At 46.5% G+C, this 14445-nt stretch carries 17 protein-coding genes and 1 riboswitch; of the genes, 7 read left to right on the top strand and 10 right to left on the bottom strand.

Features of this window, described 5'->3' with window-relative positions; translation table 11 throughout:
• Nucleotides 1–216 precede the first annotated feature (216 nt).
• Together ADU22_RS08110 and fabL are read right to left on the bottom strand one after the other, a co-directional pair.
• Nucleotides 217–534: a gamma-type small acid-soluble spore protein gene (locus ADU22_RS08110; RefSeq protein WP_053361707.1), complete on the bottom strand. Its 318-nt coding sequence runs from the start codon at nucleotides 532–534 to the stop codon at nucleotides 217–219.
• Between the two features lie 88 nt (nucleotides 535–622).
• Entirely contained in the window at nucleotides 623–1375 is a 753-nt protein-coding gene (fabL, locus tag ADU22_RS08105; protein ID WP_197280123.1) for an enoyl-[acyl-carrier-protein] reductase FabL, read from the bottom strand.
• Nucleotides 1376–1487: 112 nt separating this feature from the next.
• Between fabL and yfhS the strand changes: the two genes are divergently transcribed.
• Nucleotides 1488–1712: a mother cell protein YfhS gene (gene yfhS, locus ADU22_RS08100; protein WP_053361705.1), complete on the top strand. Its 225-nt coding sequence runs from the start codon at nucleotides 1488–1490 to the stop codon at nucleotides 1710–1712.
• 14 nt (nucleotides 1713–1726) lie between these two features.
• Here yfhS and mutY read toward each other — a convergent pair whose 3' ends face one another.
• A complete protein-coding gene (gene mutY, locus ADU22_RS08095) occupies nucleotides 1727–2833 on the bottom strand; it encodes an A/G-specific adenine glycosylase (RefSeq protein ID WP_231687855.1) in 1107 nt (368 codons plus the stop codon).
• 162 nt (nucleotides 2834–2995) lie between these two features.
• On the opposite strand from mutY, the gene ADU22_RS08090 reads away from it, so the two are divergent.
• Nucleotides 2996–3976: a metal-dependent hydrolase gene (locus tag ADU22_RS08090; protein WP_053361704.1), complete on the top strand. Its 981-nt coding sequence runs from the start codon at nucleotides 2996–2998 to the stop codon at nucleotides 3974–3976.
• 42 nt (nucleotides 3977–4018) lie between these two features.
• Here the strand turns inward: ADU22_RS08090 and ADU22_RS08085 are convergent, their stop codons facing one another.
• Complete coding sequence (locus ADU22_RS08085; RefSeq protein WP_046525317.1) at nucleotides 4019–4288, bottom strand: YfhJ family protein; 270 nt, start codon at nucleotides 4286–4288, stop codon at nucleotides 4019–4021.
• Between the two features lie 113 nt (nucleotides 4289–4401).
• Here ADU22_RS08085 and ADU22_RS08080 point away from each other — a divergent pair, with 113 nt between their 5' ends.
• Entirely contained in the window at nucleotides 4402–4572 is a 171-nt protein-coding gene (locus ADU22_RS08080; protein WP_046525316.1) for a small, acid-soluble spore protein K, read from the top strand.
• A 52-nt stretch (nucleotides 4573–4624) separates the two neighbouring features.
• On the opposite strand, the gene ADU22_RS08075 is transcribed toward ADU22_RS08080, so the two are convergent.
• Nucleotides 4625–4960, bottom strand: a complete 336-nt coding sequence (locus tag ADU22_RS08075; RefSeq protein ID WP_053361703.1) for a YfhH family protein — start codon at nucleotides 4958–4960, stop codon at nucleotides 4625–4627.
• A 76-nt stretch (nucleotides 4961–5036) separates the two neighbouring features.
• Here ADU22_RS08075 and ADU22_RS08070 point away from each other — a divergent pair, with 76 nt between their 5' ends.
• Nucleotides 5037–5717, top strand: coding sequence for an SDR family NAD(P)-dependent oxidoreductase (locus ADU22_RS08070; RefSeq protein ID WP_053361702.1), 681 nt, complete (start codon nucleotides 5037–5039; stop codon nucleotides 5715–5717).
• 59 nt (nucleotides 5718–5776) lie between these two features.
• Here the strand turns inward: ADU22_RS08070 and recX are convergent, their stop codons facing one another.
• Nucleotides 5777–6589 (bottom strand): recombination regulator RecX, encoded by an 813-nt coding sequence (gene recX / locus ADU22_RS08065; protein WP_053361701.1) that lies wholly within the window; start codon nucleotides 6587–6589, stop codon nucleotides 5777–5779.
• Nucleotides 6590–6690: 101 nt separating this feature from the next.
• Between recX and ADU22_RS08060 the strand changes: the two genes are divergently transcribed.
• From ADU22_RS08060 to ADU22_RS08055, 3 genes are all read left to right on the top strand, one after another.
• Nucleotides 6691–7593 (top strand): TIGR01777 family oxidoreductase, encoded by a 903-nt coding sequence (locus tag ADU22_RS08060; RefSeq protein ID WP_053361700.1) that lies wholly within the window; start codon nucleotides 6691–6693, stop codon nucleotides 7591–7593.
• A gap of 64 nt (nucleotides 7594–7657) precedes the next feature.
• Nucleotides 7658–7789, top strand: coding sequence for a YfhE family protein (locus tag ADU22_RS24160; RefSeq protein ID WP_082252806.1), 132 nt, complete (start codon nucleotides 7658–7660; stop codon nucleotides 7787–7789).
• 101 nt (nucleotides 7790–7890) lie between these two features.
• Nucleotides 7891–8076, top strand: a complete 186-nt coding sequence (locus ADU22_RS08055) for a YfhD family protein (RefSeq protein WP_053361699.1) — start codon at nucleotides 7891–7893, stop codon at nucleotides 8074–8076.
• Nucleotides 8077–8991: 915 nt separating this feature from the next.
• Here the strand turns inward: ADU22_RS08055 and ADU22_RS08050 are convergent.
• The 4 genes from ADU22_RS08050 to ADU22_RS08035 all read right to left on the bottom strand — a co-directional run bounded on the left by ADU22_RS08050 (nucleotide 8992) and on the right by ADU22_RS08035 (nucleotide 14394).
• A complete protein-coding gene (locus ADU22_RS08050) occupies nucleotides 8992–10200 on the bottom strand; it encodes an MFS transporter (RefSeq protein WP_053361698.1) in 1209 nt (402 codons plus the stop codon).
• Entirely contained in the window at nucleotides 10193–10648 is a 456-nt protein-coding gene (locus ADU22_RS08045; RefSeq protein ID WP_053361697.1) for a MarR family winged helix-turn-helix transcriptional regulator, read from the bottom strand. Before ADU22_RS08045 ends, ADU22_RS08050 begins: the two co-directional genes overlap by 8 nt.
• 469 nt (nucleotides 10649–11117) lie before the next feature.
• Nucleotides 11118–12344 carry a homoserine dehydrogenase gene (locus ADU22_RS08040; RefSeq protein WP_053361696.1) on the bottom strand — a complete coding sequence of 409 codons (1227 nt, stop codon included), beginning with the start codon at nucleotides 12342–12344 and terminating at the stop codon, nucleotides 11118–11120.
• A gap of 96 nt (nucleotides 12345–12440) precedes the next feature.
• A riboswitch (SAM riboswitch) is annotated at nucleotides 12441–12552 on the bottom strand.
• A gap of 99 nt (nucleotides 12553–12651) precedes the next feature.
• Nucleotides 12652–14394, bottom strand: coding sequence for an ABC transporter ATP-binding protein (locus ADU22_RS08035; protein WP_231687949.1), 1743 nt, complete (start codon nucleotides 14392–14394; stop codon nucleotides 12652–12654).
• Nucleotides 14395–14445: the final 51 nt, after the last annotated feature.

The following is a 14445-nucleotide window of genomic DNA, read 5'->3' as shown; positions in this document are numbered from 1 at the left end:
TCTTGATTTTGGGTACTGAGAGAGCCTGTCAGTACCTTTTTTTCCAGTCTCTCTGGATTTTTGGGTACTGAGAGCAGCCGTCAGTACCTTTTTTTCGGCTCCTCTGGATTTTTGGGTACTGAGAGCAACCGCCAGCGCCTCTTTGACCCCGCTCCTCCGTAAAATAACTAAAAAAGCACCCTTCCAAGCGGAAGGGTGCCCATAATTATAGAAAAATTAGCTTTCGCCGAATTGTCCAGCGTTTTGCGACTTTCTAGATTCAGCTTGCTGGTTTTGGCGGCGTACTTCTTGAGCGTTAGTTTGGCTTTCCATTCCGAACTCAGTGCCATATTGGCCTGAACCAGAAGAAGAAGTAGGCTGTTGTGCTCCGCGGGAAGCAGCAGCGTTTTGCTGACGCACTTGCTGAGCGTTTGTTTCACTAGCAAATTCAGTACCGAATTGGCCTGCGCCTGCTCCGCGAGAAGCTTGGGCGTTTTGCTGGCGTACTTGCTGAATGTTTGTACCAGTTTGAGTTTGGTTTTGTCTGTTTGCCATCGTTATCACCTCCACGAATATTAATCTAACCACTTCATGAAGGTGTTATCCGGAAAATAAAAACCAAAAACAGGAAGAATAATTCCCACTAAACCAGTAAAGAAATTCCTCCGTCGACGATGATGGTCTGGCCCCTGATCATGCCGGCTCCATCGCCAGTGAGGAACATGACCGCATTGACAATATCCTCAATTTCCACCATTCTGCCTGCCGGAGTTTTCTGTCTTGCTTCCTCAAGCATCTCTTCCCTGTTTGGAAAATGGGCGAGTGCATCCGTATCAATAGCTCCGCCTGATACGGCATTGACCGAAATGTTTTTCGGAGCAAGCTCGACGGCTAAATATCTGGTCAATGCTTCAAGGGCTGCCTTTGAAACGCCGACCGCCGTATAATTTTCCAGGTAACGGATTGATCCAAGCGAGCTGATGCTGACAATCTTGCCCTCACCGTTTTTCTCCATCAGCCTGGCCGCTTCCTGGGCGCAAAACAGGAGGGCTTTGCTGTTGATGTTCATCGTCCAGTCCCAATGATTCTCCTGCAGCTCCATTGCTGGCCTCTGCACTCCGGAAGCTGCATTATTGATAAAAACATCGAGGCGTCCGAATTCGGCGTCTATTTCTGCGAACATTCCTTTGATTTTCTCGACATCTCCAACATTGGCCCTGACCACGAGCGCCTTTCTTCCCAGTGCCTCAATTTGTTCCGCTGTCTCGAGTGCCGCCTTTTTGCTCCGGGCATAATTTATGACCAAGTCATAGCCTTCCTCCGCCAGTCTCAGGGCGATGGCCTTTCCTATTCCTCTGCTGCTTCCTGTAACAAGTGCCACTTTATTCGACATAATCAGTATCCCTTCTTTACTTATTTGTTTTCATTTTAGCTGGAACAGGTATAGATGACAATCCAGGAACAAAAACTACAATCATGCAGGTATCTTACAGAGAGGGTGAGTAACCATGTACGTTGGCAGGGATATGACAGAATTGTCGATGGTATCGAAAGCCGATTGGAAAGATAGTGAACTCGCTTTTTTCCATCATTCCATGCAGCAGGTTGTTCCTTATTTGAATGCCGAGGGGCAGTCCCTTCACCGGCAAATTATTGAAGAAATTGAAAAACGCGGCGGCCTGAACCGGAATGAAGCCGACTGGACGCACGGGACCAAGGTTACCTATGACTAAAAAAGAGGGCTTCATCAGCCCCCTTTTTTGCTCTCTTTGTATAGTTTAAGAATTTTTTGGTGGGACACCGGGAAGGCAAAATCTTGGAGCTCCTCAATATGGACCAGACGAAGGTTTTTTTGTTCCTGTAGGCCTGCCCCCAGTTTTCCGGAAAAGACGTGAATGTTCCACACCAAATGGGAAAATATGTGCTCCACTCGCCCCAGCATTTCGCCAAGCCTTGCTTCGGTTCCATATAGGTCAGCAAAATCATTTTGAAACTGGTCCTTTTCACTGCCGAACTCCAAATGGACTTCCACGCTCGGAAATTCCCATAGGCTGGCCAGCAGTCCTTCTTCCGGTCTTTTACGGATAAGCACTCTCCCTTGACCGTCCTCAAGGATTGCCGCTGCGAGCTGGACAGGACGCTGTTTTTTCTTTTTCGTTTTAACCGGGAGCTCTGCCTGGACCCCCTCCGCTGCGGCATGGCAGTGTTCCCTGACAGGGCAAAGCAGGCAGGACGGGGAAGTTGGCGTGCAAATGAGTGCTCCCAATTCCATTAAAGCCTGGTTAAAATAGGAAGGGTTTTCCTTCGAGATCAGTTCCCTTACCGCTTCTTCAAAGATTTTGCGGGTAGCCGGCCTGGCAATATCCTCCCAAATCAAGAGGATTCGGGACAGCACTCTCATTACGTTCCCGTCGACTGCGGGCTCGGGTCTCCCGTAAGCGATGCTTAAAATCGCCCCGGCTGTATAGGGGCCGACTCCCTTCAAAGTCGATATTTCCTCAAGGGTATCGGGAACTTTCCCATCATATTTGGCTTCCACTTCCCTGACGGCCGATTGCAGATTGCGGACCCGGGAATAATACCCAAGCCCTTCCCAGGCTTTCAAAACTTTTTCTTCATCGGCATTGGCCAAGTCAGCAAGTGATGGAAATTTTTCTAAAAATCGATTAAAATAAGGTATGACCGTATCAACTCTTGTTTGCTGCAGCATGATTTCAGAAACCCACACCTTGTATGGATCCTGATCTTTTCGCCAAGGCAGATTCCTCTGCTCTCTCTCAAACCAGCTGATAAGGTCACTCCTGAATGCATCTTTTTCCACATTTTTCAAATTCTTCAAACTGTTACTGATCACTTTTGGGCCTCCACATGTTAAACAGTTGTTCCTTTTGGGAATATATATAATACCGTCAAATGGTTTCGGATTGTTTGACCATATTAACGTAAACTATTATCAATTTTGTTACAAGGCACTGTATAGGCAATTATTCAATTTCCTGAAAAGGAGGGTTTTTCCTTGGATACAGGAACGCATGTTGTGATGGGACTTGCTCTGGGGGGATTGGCGACCCTTGATCCTGTTGTTTCCAGCAGCAGTGCTACAGCCACGGCTGTTCTCGCTGCAACCGTCATTGGTTCACAAATCCCTGATATCGATACCGTGTTAAAGCTGAGGAACAATGCTGTATATATCCGCAACCACCGGGGAATTACCCACTCCATCCCGGCCGTGATCCTGTGGCCGCTTATGGTTACGGGTGCCGTTTATTTTTTCCAGCCGGAAGCCAATCTGTTCCATCTTTGGCTATGGTCATTCCTTGCGGTCATTCTGCATGTGTTTGTCGATATTTTCAATGCCTACGGGACTCAGGCATTAAGGCCGTTCTCGGCTAAATGGCTGGCGTTGGGGGTAATCAATACTTTTGATCCATTCATTTTCGCCATCCACATTGCCGGCTTGTTTTTCTGGATTTTTGGGGCCCATCCCGGCTACACTTTCCTGGTGATTTACGGAGTGCTTGTCATTTACTATATACACCGCTTTATGTACAAGCGGAAGCTCCAGAAAATCGTCGAGGAAATGATCCCGGACGCAACGGATATTATAATCGCCCCTACCATGAAAAACAGCGAATGGCGGGTTGCGGTCATGAATGAGCATCAATTCTTTGTTGGCAGGGCCCACGGCCTGAAGGTGACGATCCTTGACCACTTTAACCGGGTGCCTGTGCCGGAAACACCTGTGCTCGAAGCAGCGAAAAAAGATGTCAACCTCTCCGCTTTTCTTTCCTTCTCTCCGGTATACCGCTGGGAAATGGATGAATTTGAAGACCATTATGAGGTGCGCTTTATCGACTTGCGCTACCGCAGCAACGGCCACTACCCATTCGTCGCCGTGGTCAAGCTAGGACTCGATTTAAACATCCTTAGTTCCTATACCGGCTGGATTTATAGCGAAGAAAAACTGCAAAAGAAGCTGGAGTTCCTTCCGGGTTAGGTTCTTCCAACTAAACAGCGATGCCCTTATGGCATCGCTGTTTTAATGCATTTTTTTATCATCATCTTCGAGGAAATGCTTGTATTTGGGGTTTGTTGCCACAAATTCATGCAGTTTGTCTCCATAATGCTGAATCCACTGTGTGACGATTTTCTCGGTTAGCTCACTGCCCTTGTATTCTCTTCCTGCCTTGGCAGAAGTAGTCTCAAAATCATCCCATAAAAGCTCAACCCATGTCAGTGCCTGCTGACGTGATATATGCTCATTTTTTTCCATCAGGAGATCGGCAAGCCTTTTATGATAATCATTCATTATTTTCACACTCCTACGTGCAAATATTTCCGTTGTACTAAAGTCCTGGTTAATCACGAATACTAACAATGCGTGCGATTCCAATGCATGCATTACCCTTCAAGGAGGCCGCTATGCGAAATAAAGCCAGGAATTTCCCACATATGAACAGCAACCGTTTTGAAGGAGAGCCAAGAGCCAAGGCAGAATACAATTCCCGCCGGGCGGATGGAAGTATCAACACACACCCTCAGGAGAGAATGCACGCATCGAGCCATAGAGACAGCGATACACCTGACTTTTAATTGAAACCAGCTTCTCCTGAATTTTTCGGATTGTGCTGAAGCAGAATCAGGTTTATTCCTGGTTTTGCCTCAGCTTTTTCAACAGGCTGATTGGCAGCGCTTCTTCATGCCCGTCGCCATTGAGGCGATACCCCCAGGCAAAAACACCATTCATATAATCAATTTTAAAGAAACTTCCATTATCCCCTTCGACTTCATAAATTTCTCCCGGTTTGAAGTCGTCCGGATTCAATAAATAGGCCTTAGCCATGGCCATCTTTCTTTCAAGCACGGCAAATTCATTCACCATTCCCATTTGTTCCGCCTTTTTAGCCTTTTCATTAAGGGTGGCGATTTCCTGTTTCAATTCATATTCCGACAGTTCACTGTACCGTTTCTCACGCTGCATCGTATTCACTCCCCGAGTCGTTTCGGTTTAATCATAGCCGATTTTTGGATATAAATAAAGAAAGGAGGGAGCCCGCATGAAAACGATCATTATTACCGGAGCTGGGACAGGTCTGGGAAAAGAACTTTCCCTTCTGCTCGCAAAACAGGACTATCATATCGTCCTGATTGGGCGAAGCGAGGCCTCTCTCAACGATGTTAAAAAACAGATTGAGCAAGGTGAAGGGCATGCTTCCATTCTGACTCTGGATATCAGGAATCCTGAAGATATCAAGGAGAAAATGCTTGTTTTAAATAAACATCATCATCTATATGGACTTATCAATAATGCGGGAATTGGCTGCTTTGGGCCCTTCAGTCAAGCGATGGACCAGGAGGTCGAAGATACGTTTTCCACAAACGTATTCGGCACCATCTATATGACAAAGGCCGTCCTGCCTTATCTTGAAAACAATAAGGAAGGGCTGGTCTTAAATATCATTTCCACTGCCGGCCTGCGCGGAAAAAAGCATGAAGCGATATACAGCGCTAGCAAGTTCGCCATCAGGGGATTTACCGAATCCTTGCAGAAAGAATATGAAGGCTCAAACATTAGATTCATCTCAGCGTATATGGGCGGCATGGATACTCCCTTCTGGGAGGGAAGCAACCATGTCGAAAACCCTGCGAAATTCAGGTCACCCCAGGAGGTAGCCAATCTTATTATCGAACAGCTTGACCAGGATACCATTATCATTGAGTCCAAAACAAAAGGATAGGAAAAGCACCCGCCTAAAAGTCCAAATGGCGGGTGCACCCTTTTATCAGGACCCGATTTTCAATCTTTACCATCAAGGTCTTGCATATAGCGTTCGATCATATCCATTGGAAAGCCTTTTTTGTATAGGCCCTGCTTTATTTTTTGAGTTAACTCAGCTCCTGACAGCTTCGAATGCTTTCGGCTGAGTTTTTCGCCCTGAAAAATGAGCGCATCCATTTCAGATTCTTTCTGTTTTTCGACCGTAATATCTTCCATCGCAATGGAAATAACCTGAAACGGGTAGCCTTTCCGGATTAGTAGCTGCTCGAGCTTTTGTTTTAAAATCCGCGATGAGTCTTTTTGATTTTTCGCCGCATATTTCCGGCCAAGCTGAACGGCCTTCTCCACCTGGACATCGAGCGGATACTCCTTTAAGGCCGACTTGATTATCGTTCCGCTGAGCCCCTTCTGCTTTAGATCCATTTTGACCACTTCCGGCCCTTTGTCCGTAGTATTCATCTGGGTCCTTACAAATGCCAAGGCAAATTCCTCATCATTAAGAAAATTGAATTGATACAGTTTATCAATGGCTTCCTGAATGACCGGTTCGGAAATTTCCTTTTTTTGAAGGTGTTCCCTCACTTCCCCCTCGGACCTCATCCGGTGCGATAGATAGTGGACCGCTGCGTTGTACGCCTTACGGATATCATCCTGAAACAGCATATCTGCAACGGCGGACTCATCCAGTTCCATTCCCTTTTTCAATTGATATTTAATCAGCACATCTTCATCCACACTAAAGGCATACACTTCTCCTGCCCCGCTGTCTGTGAAAATGCTATAGCGTTCTTTATTATGCTTTTGCAGCACTATTTTGGATATAACGGGCATCTCTCTCACCTCTTTTTATAATTTACCATATTGCTTAAAGGATTTAGAGCGAATCACAGTGAAAGTAATTATAAGGTTATTCTTGATGGGAGTGTTAAAAAATGAAAATTGTCATTGCAGGCGGCACAGGATTGATCGGCAGGCACCTGGCCAGCAATCTTATTAAACAAGGTCATGAAGTTATTATCCTAAGCAGGTCTCCAAAGAAGACCGGCAATCCCAGCCTGCATTATGTCCGCTGGCTCAATGAGGGAGACCAGCCTGAAAAAGAGCTGGAGGGTGCGGAGGCATTCGTGAACCTGGCAGGCAAAACCATTAACAGCCGCTGGACCAGCAAGGGAAAAGAGGAGATTGTCCAAAGCAGGCTGAGGGCTGTCAACGAAATCCACAGGATCATAAGCAAGATGACACTCAAGCCTTCCGTATTGATAAATGCCAGTGCCATTGGTTATTATGGCACATCCGAGGAAAAGACCTTTACTGAAAACGCGGAGACTTCTGGAGTGGATTTCCTTGCTGATACCGTTAGCCAATGGGAAGAGGCCGCTGCAAAAACAGAGCAGTTAGGTGTAAGAATTGTCCTTTGCCGCTTTGGCGTCGTCCTCGATCAAGCCGAAGGAGCATTGCCAAAAATGGCCGCTCCCTACAATTTGTTTGCAGGAGGGACCATTGGGACAGGAAGGCAATGGCTGTCATGGATTCATATTGAGGATGTATCCCGGGCAATGGGGTTTGTCCTTGAACAAGAAGCCATATCCGGACCCATAAATTTCACCGCCCCACGGCCTGTCCGAATGAAAACATTTGGCAAAGAGCTTGCATCTGTCCTAAACCGGCCTCACTGGCTCCCAGTTCCGGGTTTCGCACTAAAAATGCTGCTTGGAGAAATGAGCCTGCTTGTCCTGGATGGCCAGCGGGTTCTGCCGGAAAAGCTGCTTGCCCATGGTTTTGAATTCAAATATCCAACCTTGCATGGAGCACTCGCAGAAATTTTTAAAAAATGACCCTGTTTAATCCCTCCTCATATGGAAATAATTTTAAGGATATGAAAAGGAAGGGTGATGAACAATGGCAGGAGAAAGAAAGCGAAAAGAAAAGCGGAGACACACACTTTCCAGCATGCAGGAAGTAACTTACAGCCATGAATTTAGAGCGGCAGACAGGGCTGGCGGTTTTGTCAACAAAAAGCGCGATCAATAATTCCCATTTATAACTCCCTGAAAAATGGCACAAGCTAAAGGTACGGAAACTAATGTTTCCGTACCTTTTCCAGCTCTTACATCCGAAAGGGGAGTTTGACAATGGGACGTTCACGCGGGAATAAAAGCAGGGATAAGAATACCAATAAACTTCCACAAGTGCCTAAGAACATGAAGTCTGACGGACTTGATGTTGAATTTGACCGTGACCTTGCAGACCACGAGGATTTGGAAGCCATGGCGCGTTCAAAGGCAGCAGATGCCAGGGCAAAAGGACGCCAACGTTAATCTTTTTCGATGAAGAAAGGTCTGGAAAGGAAGCAAAAAGCAGAACCATTACTGGTTCTGCTTTTTGTCTGGGGGAAGGGGATGTTTTGTAATCATGGCAAGAGACCGGAAAGTTTGTGAAATAATTCACTAACTTTCGATAAGACAACTATACAATAGATTTCAGTTTATAACAATGGTGTTCACAAGGATTTCACATATAAGCATTTGCCGCCCTCCAGTAGGCAACAACATATCCACAACATTGTGGATAATGTGGATGAAAATTGTTGATACCTTTTAAATCCAGCGTTTTCCCCTATCTCCTCCTTTTGTGGACAAATACCGGGGATAAAACCCATTGTGGATGTGGATAATGTGGATAAACCTGTGGAGGATATTGTTGGCCAGTTTTTTTATGTGAATAACTTTCTGGATAACCTTTCAGGGCCAATCCGGGTGCCAGCTTCCAACTATTTGACAATCCTTTATCAATGAAGTATAATAATAAAGTTCACCAGTAATTTTAGTAACTTGAAATTTACGTCAATAAACGAATGGCGTTCTGCTTAAAATTTTTTTAGTGTCAAACTTATTCACACTGGATCGGCTTCGGAGCCGTAAGGATGTAAGAGAGGTAGGGCTTACGTCGTTTAGGTTATAAAAATCACCAAGTGGAATAAATATACCGCGGCAGTTTATTCAATGTTAATCTTATACTTCTTGTGAAGACGCAAGTTACTAAAGCTTAAGCATTAGCTTTCTGTGGATAAATTAGAAAAGCGCAAGTGCCTTGCTAAGCCCCGACAAGGGCTGGAGGGCCGGCTGGTGAAGTCGTTCTTTGACTTCATCGGACGGACCGAAGCGTCTCGAGGGGCTAGGCACTGGAGCTAGACAAAAAAAGCGAACCGGCCATCCGGTTCGCTTTTTTCAATTTTACATACTTTCCACACTTTCAGCTTGTTTCCCACGTTGAAGCTTTCGCCCCTGAAGCAGGTAATAAACCCCGATGCCAGCCAGTACATAAATGGAACTGTAAAAATAGATGGTACCAATGCTTACTTTTGCAGCAAGCATTCCGACAAGGAAGGATCCGAGACCAATGCCGATATCATATATGGACAGGAAAGTAGCGGTCGCCATTGCGCGCCGCTTTGGCGGAGCCGCCATAATGGCAATGGTTTGATAGCTCGGAAACAAGGTTCCCCACCCAATCCCGATTAAGGCTGCAGCTGCAAGGAAAATCAGCGCTGAATTGGCCGCTCCAAGAAGCAGCATGCCAGCAGCGAACAAAGTGATGGCCGGGTAGACAATGGCATTCGGTCCGTACAGGTCAAACCATTTCCCGGTGTAGGGCCTTGAGATCAGCAGCACTGCCGCATAAACCACGAAGAAGTAGCTGGAAACACTATTAAGGCCCGCCTCATCGGCATAAATCGAAACAAAGGACAGGATGGACGAATAGATAATGGCAAAAAAGGCGCCTGTGAKGGCAATGGGGATGGCTTTTCCTTCAAAAAGCTCCCTGAAACTGAAGGAACCCTTTACCCGGCCTGAAGCGCTGCTCCCAGGCTCCCTTGGCACTGAAACAAATAAACCAGCGCAAAGGCCAATAAAGGATGATGCCAACCCCATTATCAGCATCGTCTTCATTCCCCACTCCTGCATGGCCGTTAAGCCAAGAAACGGTCCAAGTACCATGGCCAGATTGGAGGAAAGGACAAAATAGCCCATCCCTTCCCCTCTCCTGGCATCAGGCACGATGCTGGCGACAATTCCTCCAGTAGCCGTTGTCGCCATGCCAAAGCCTATGCCATGAATAAATCGGACTACCATCAGCCCGGCAAGTGTATCAGTGAAGAGATACAATGCTGAAGCCCCTGTAAACAGAAGCAAAGAAAAGAGCAGGATTTTCGCTCCTCCCGCCTTTTCCATCCATTTGCCCGCAAAGGGACGTATGATAATGGCGGAGAGCAGGAAGACCGTCGTAACCAGTCCTGCTTCCGCCGATGTTCCATCCATCTCGCTCAGCACATATACTGGCAGGGTCACCAGTAAAAAATAAAACGTCATAAATAAAAAGAAGTTGCTGACAGAAACACTGATAAAGTTTCTCGTCCAAAGTCTTGGTCGCTGATCACTCATTGTTGTTTCTCCTCCCTTTGCCTCTGGACTCTTGTTTAATCATCCCAAGCCAATCCGAAAGCAGTGCCTGGAGCTCCTCCTGTGACTGGCTCCCAAATGATTTCAGCAAAATATGGTTCGCCTCCATCACCACAGCTTCCCATTCGGGGAACTTCCCAATTGCCTTTTCAGTCAGCCTGATATATTTTTTCCGCTTATCTGTTCCCTGGTGCTGTTCAACCAGTCCCTGCCTTGACAGTCTCTGGATGGTCCGTGTCATCGGCGGAGCTTCAACGGCAAGATATTCACAAAGCTCTTTTTGTGTTAAAGTCCCTTCCTGTTTTAAAACAAACAGCACTGCCCATTGTGAACTGTACAGGCCAAAGGGTTCCAGCGCATCATTCAGATGCTTGGTAAGCTCCCTTGAAAGCTGATGCACAGAGTGAAATAGCATATGGGTGTTTTGCATCGTCTTCAGCCTCCAATTGTTACCCAGGTAAATAATTAATAGGAACATTATAGCACAAACTGTTACTTAGGTAAGTATTTTTTTTGCAGGGTGAGGCTTAATAAAATCTGCCTGATGAACTCTAGCAGTTCCATTTGTGATAATATTTATTGGCTTTAAAAATTAAACGGAAAAATTCCGCTTATCTCGGGAAATACCAACATTTCCCGCAATATAAGCGGAGTTTTTCCGTGTATATGCATCCAAACCCTTAAATTTAGCCCTATAACAAGAGGTTAGCCGGAATTTTTCCGCTTATTTCTGCTTCTAAAGCCCCTTCTATATACCATAACCGGAATTTCTCCGCCTATGAATTCTTTGCCTGCAAAAGTAACCTTGATATATAAAAAATGCAGTCCCATTTCAATTAAAAATCGGACTGCATCCTTTGGATTTTGCATTCAAAATCAAACTACTTTCACCGGCAGCTTTAGAGGTATACCTTGGCGGTTTTTTCGACCGCATAGTCGCCGAGCACTTCAAAGATGCTGGCACTTCGGTTTTGTCTGCGAAGTGCGGAAATTTCCTGCTCATCGGCCTGAAGGAAATAGCCGCTGTCAATTTCCGTGACAGATGAGGGTGGAATACTTTGCAAGCTTACGTCCCCTTGAGGCATAATCAGCCAGTTTTGCACTCTGTCCCGATCCCCGGAGGCGTGCAGCGATCTCCCCCTGATACCCTCTGCCTCTGGCACCTTTGTTTCAAGCACCGCATGAATTAAGTCTTCAATGACGGCACTCGCAGTTGGCAGCATGCCTGCCCCAGGGCCCTGCAGTGTAATCCGTCCAACAATATCACCTTCAATGGATACGGAATTTTCTACGCCTTCGATATTAAAAAGCGGATGGGTTTCAGTTACCAGCGTGGGGCGTACGGAACCAATCACTTTTTCCCCATCCAGCTGGACGGAAGCAATCAGCTTGAACCGCAAGCCCAGGTTTTCCGCCTGGGTGATCTGCTCCTCCGTAATGGAAGAAATTCCTTCACGCTGCACGTTTTCCCAAACAGGCTTCTCCCCAAAGGCAATTTCGCTTAAAATCAACAGCTTGTAAAAAGCATCAAAGCCTTCAACATCATTTGTCGGATCAGCTTCTGCATAGCCTTTATCCTGTGCGGCTTTCAAAGCTTCCGGGAATGTCTGCCCGTTCACCCGCATTTCGCTAAGGATGTAGTTGGAGGTTCCATTGAGGATGCCTTCAATTTTTTTAATCCGGTTTATATTCAACAGCTGCTGGATGGTCTGGATGACAGGTACGCCGCCTGCAACGGTTGCTTCAAAGCCAACGGATACGTGATGGGCTTCAGCCAGCTTTTTCAGTTCTTCCCCATGGAAAGCGAACATTTCCTTATTTGCCGTGATAACATGGCAGCCCTTTTGAATGCTTCGCTGAAGGTATGTAAATGCTGGTTCGCGCCCTACGATCGCTTCCACGATAACGTCAAGCTGCGGAAGGTGCATGATTTCTTCAAAGTCGTCCGTAACCAGCACCTCATTGCCAATGCCGCGGTCTTTTTGTTTGTTTTTTATCAGGATGGCCACAACTTCCACTTTTTTTCCCAAAACAGCTGCCAGTTCTTCCTGGTGTGTTTCGACCGTCCTGTAGACGCCTTCCCCTACAGTTCCAAAACCCAGTATCGCCACTTTAATTGCATTCATCTTCTCCACTATCCTTTCATCATTAAAATTCAGTGTGAGAGGACAGCTTCAAAAACGAAGCGGGGCCCTCTCCATAAGAAGAGGACCCCGCTCCTCCTCTCATCTTTCAGGCACTTCTGCCTGCAGGAATTAGCACCTTTTCAAGGTTATTTCCTTGAAGGTTGCCGGGCTTCATCGGGCCATGTCCCTCCGCCGCTCTCGATAAGAGTATTTTTTATATTGGAATACATTGACTTTGCCATTAATTAGGATTGATTGTAGTACATATCCTCCAAACTGTCAAACACTTTGGAAGATTTATTTTTTTCTATAAAACTTTTGCTGTGTCCCGCTTAAATTGGTTTTTATACAAATCATGGTAGAAACCCTGTTTCTGAAGCAAGCTTTTATGAGTTCCTTTTTCCAGCAGCATTCCATTTTCAATGACCAGTATCTGATCCGCCTGCTGGATGGTATTAAGCCTGTGGGCGATGATGAATGTGGTCCTTCCCTTCATCAGCTTTCCCAATGCCTCCTGAATTTTCAATTCCGTAATGGTATCAATGCTGCTTGTTGCTTCATCCAGAATTAAAATCGCCGGATCGGCGAGAATCGCACGCGCTATGGACAGAAGCTGCTTCTGTCCATGGGAGATTCCCGCTCCTTCCTGGCTAAGAATTGTATCAAAGCCATCCGGAAGCCTTTTTATAAAGGAATACGCATTCGCAGCAGTTGCTGCTTCCTCTACTTCCTGTTCGCTTGCATCCAGACGGCCGTAACGTATATTGTCCCTGATGGTCCCGGAAAATAAAAATGAATCCTGGAGCACAAATCCCATTTGCCTGCGCAGGCTCTCCCTCGTTATCGTTTTGCTGTCCCGCCCATCGATCAGGATGGTTCCGCTGTCCGGTTCATAAAACCTGGTTATCAGATTGATGATTGTGGACTTGCCGGCACCTGTTGGTCCGACAAGGGCGACACTTTCGCCGGGTACCGCACGGAAGGAAAGGCTGCTTACTGTATCACCTTCCTTTTCATAGGAAAACGAGACATCCTGGAACTGAACCTCCCCTTTTATCCCCGAAAGCTGGAGCGCCCCCTTCTCATCAGCACCCTCCTCTCCTTCATCAAGGATGTCAAATACCCGTTCTGCCCCTGCCACCGCAGACAGCAGTGTATTGAACTGGTTGGAGAGGTCATTGAGCGGCCGTGTGAACTGGCGTGCATATTCGGTAAAAATGACAATCGTTCCGATTGAAATCATCCCTTTTAAGGCAAATMCCCCGCCTGCAGCCGCGACAAGCGTAAAGCTTAAATTGTTCAGCATGTTCATCAGCTTGGGGATAAACCMTGTATAAACCTGTGCCCAGTAGCCTGCCTGTTTCAAGTGATCGCTTTTTACCAGAAACTCCTGAATGACCTTTTCCTCCTGCGAAAAGGTTTTGATGATCTTTTGCCCGGAAACGGTCTCTTCAATAAAACCGTTCAAATCGCCGAGGTTTCTTTGCTGTTCCTTATACAGCCTGCCAGTCCGGCTCGTAATCCATTTCATGCCAAGAAACATAAGCGGCACAATCACCATGGTCACGAGGGTCAGCAATGGGCTTAGCCAGAGCATCACAGCCAGGGTGCCAGCCAGGGTAAGAACACTGGAGAAGATTTGGATAACCGAGCTGTTTAATGTAGAGCTGACATTTTCCATGTCATTCGTAACCCTGCTCATTAATTCCCCGTACTGCTTTTTATCAAAAAAACGGATCGGCAGTCTTTGCAGCTTGGTAAACAGTTCCGTCCTCATGGAAAACACCGTTTCCTGCGCGATTCCAATCATCCAGAAATTCTGCAGCCACAGGGAGACCGAATAGAACAAATAAACAATCGCCAGACCGGTGAGGACGAGACCAAGACCCTCCGAACTCCCGGCTGCAAGATGGGTATCGATCGTACGGCCAATCAAAAATGGGCCGAGCAGCCCCAGAGCAGAGCTCAAAATGACCATTACGAAAACACCCGTTAAAAGCGCCTTATGGAAGGAGAGATACACCCAGATTCTTTTAACTGTTCCTGCCATGCTGCTTTGGTTTTGCGCATTTTTCACCTGTATCACCTCTCCGTGCCTTGT

The sequence above is a fragment of the Bacillus sp. FJAT-27251 genome (assembly GCF_001273925.1).
In the GTDB taxonomy this organism is placed as follows: Bacteria; Bacillota; Bacilli; order Bacillales; family Cytobacillaceae; genus Mesobacillus_B.
Note: the sequence above shows the minus strand (reverse complement) of the source record. Positions and strands in the feature narration are given on the sequence as shown.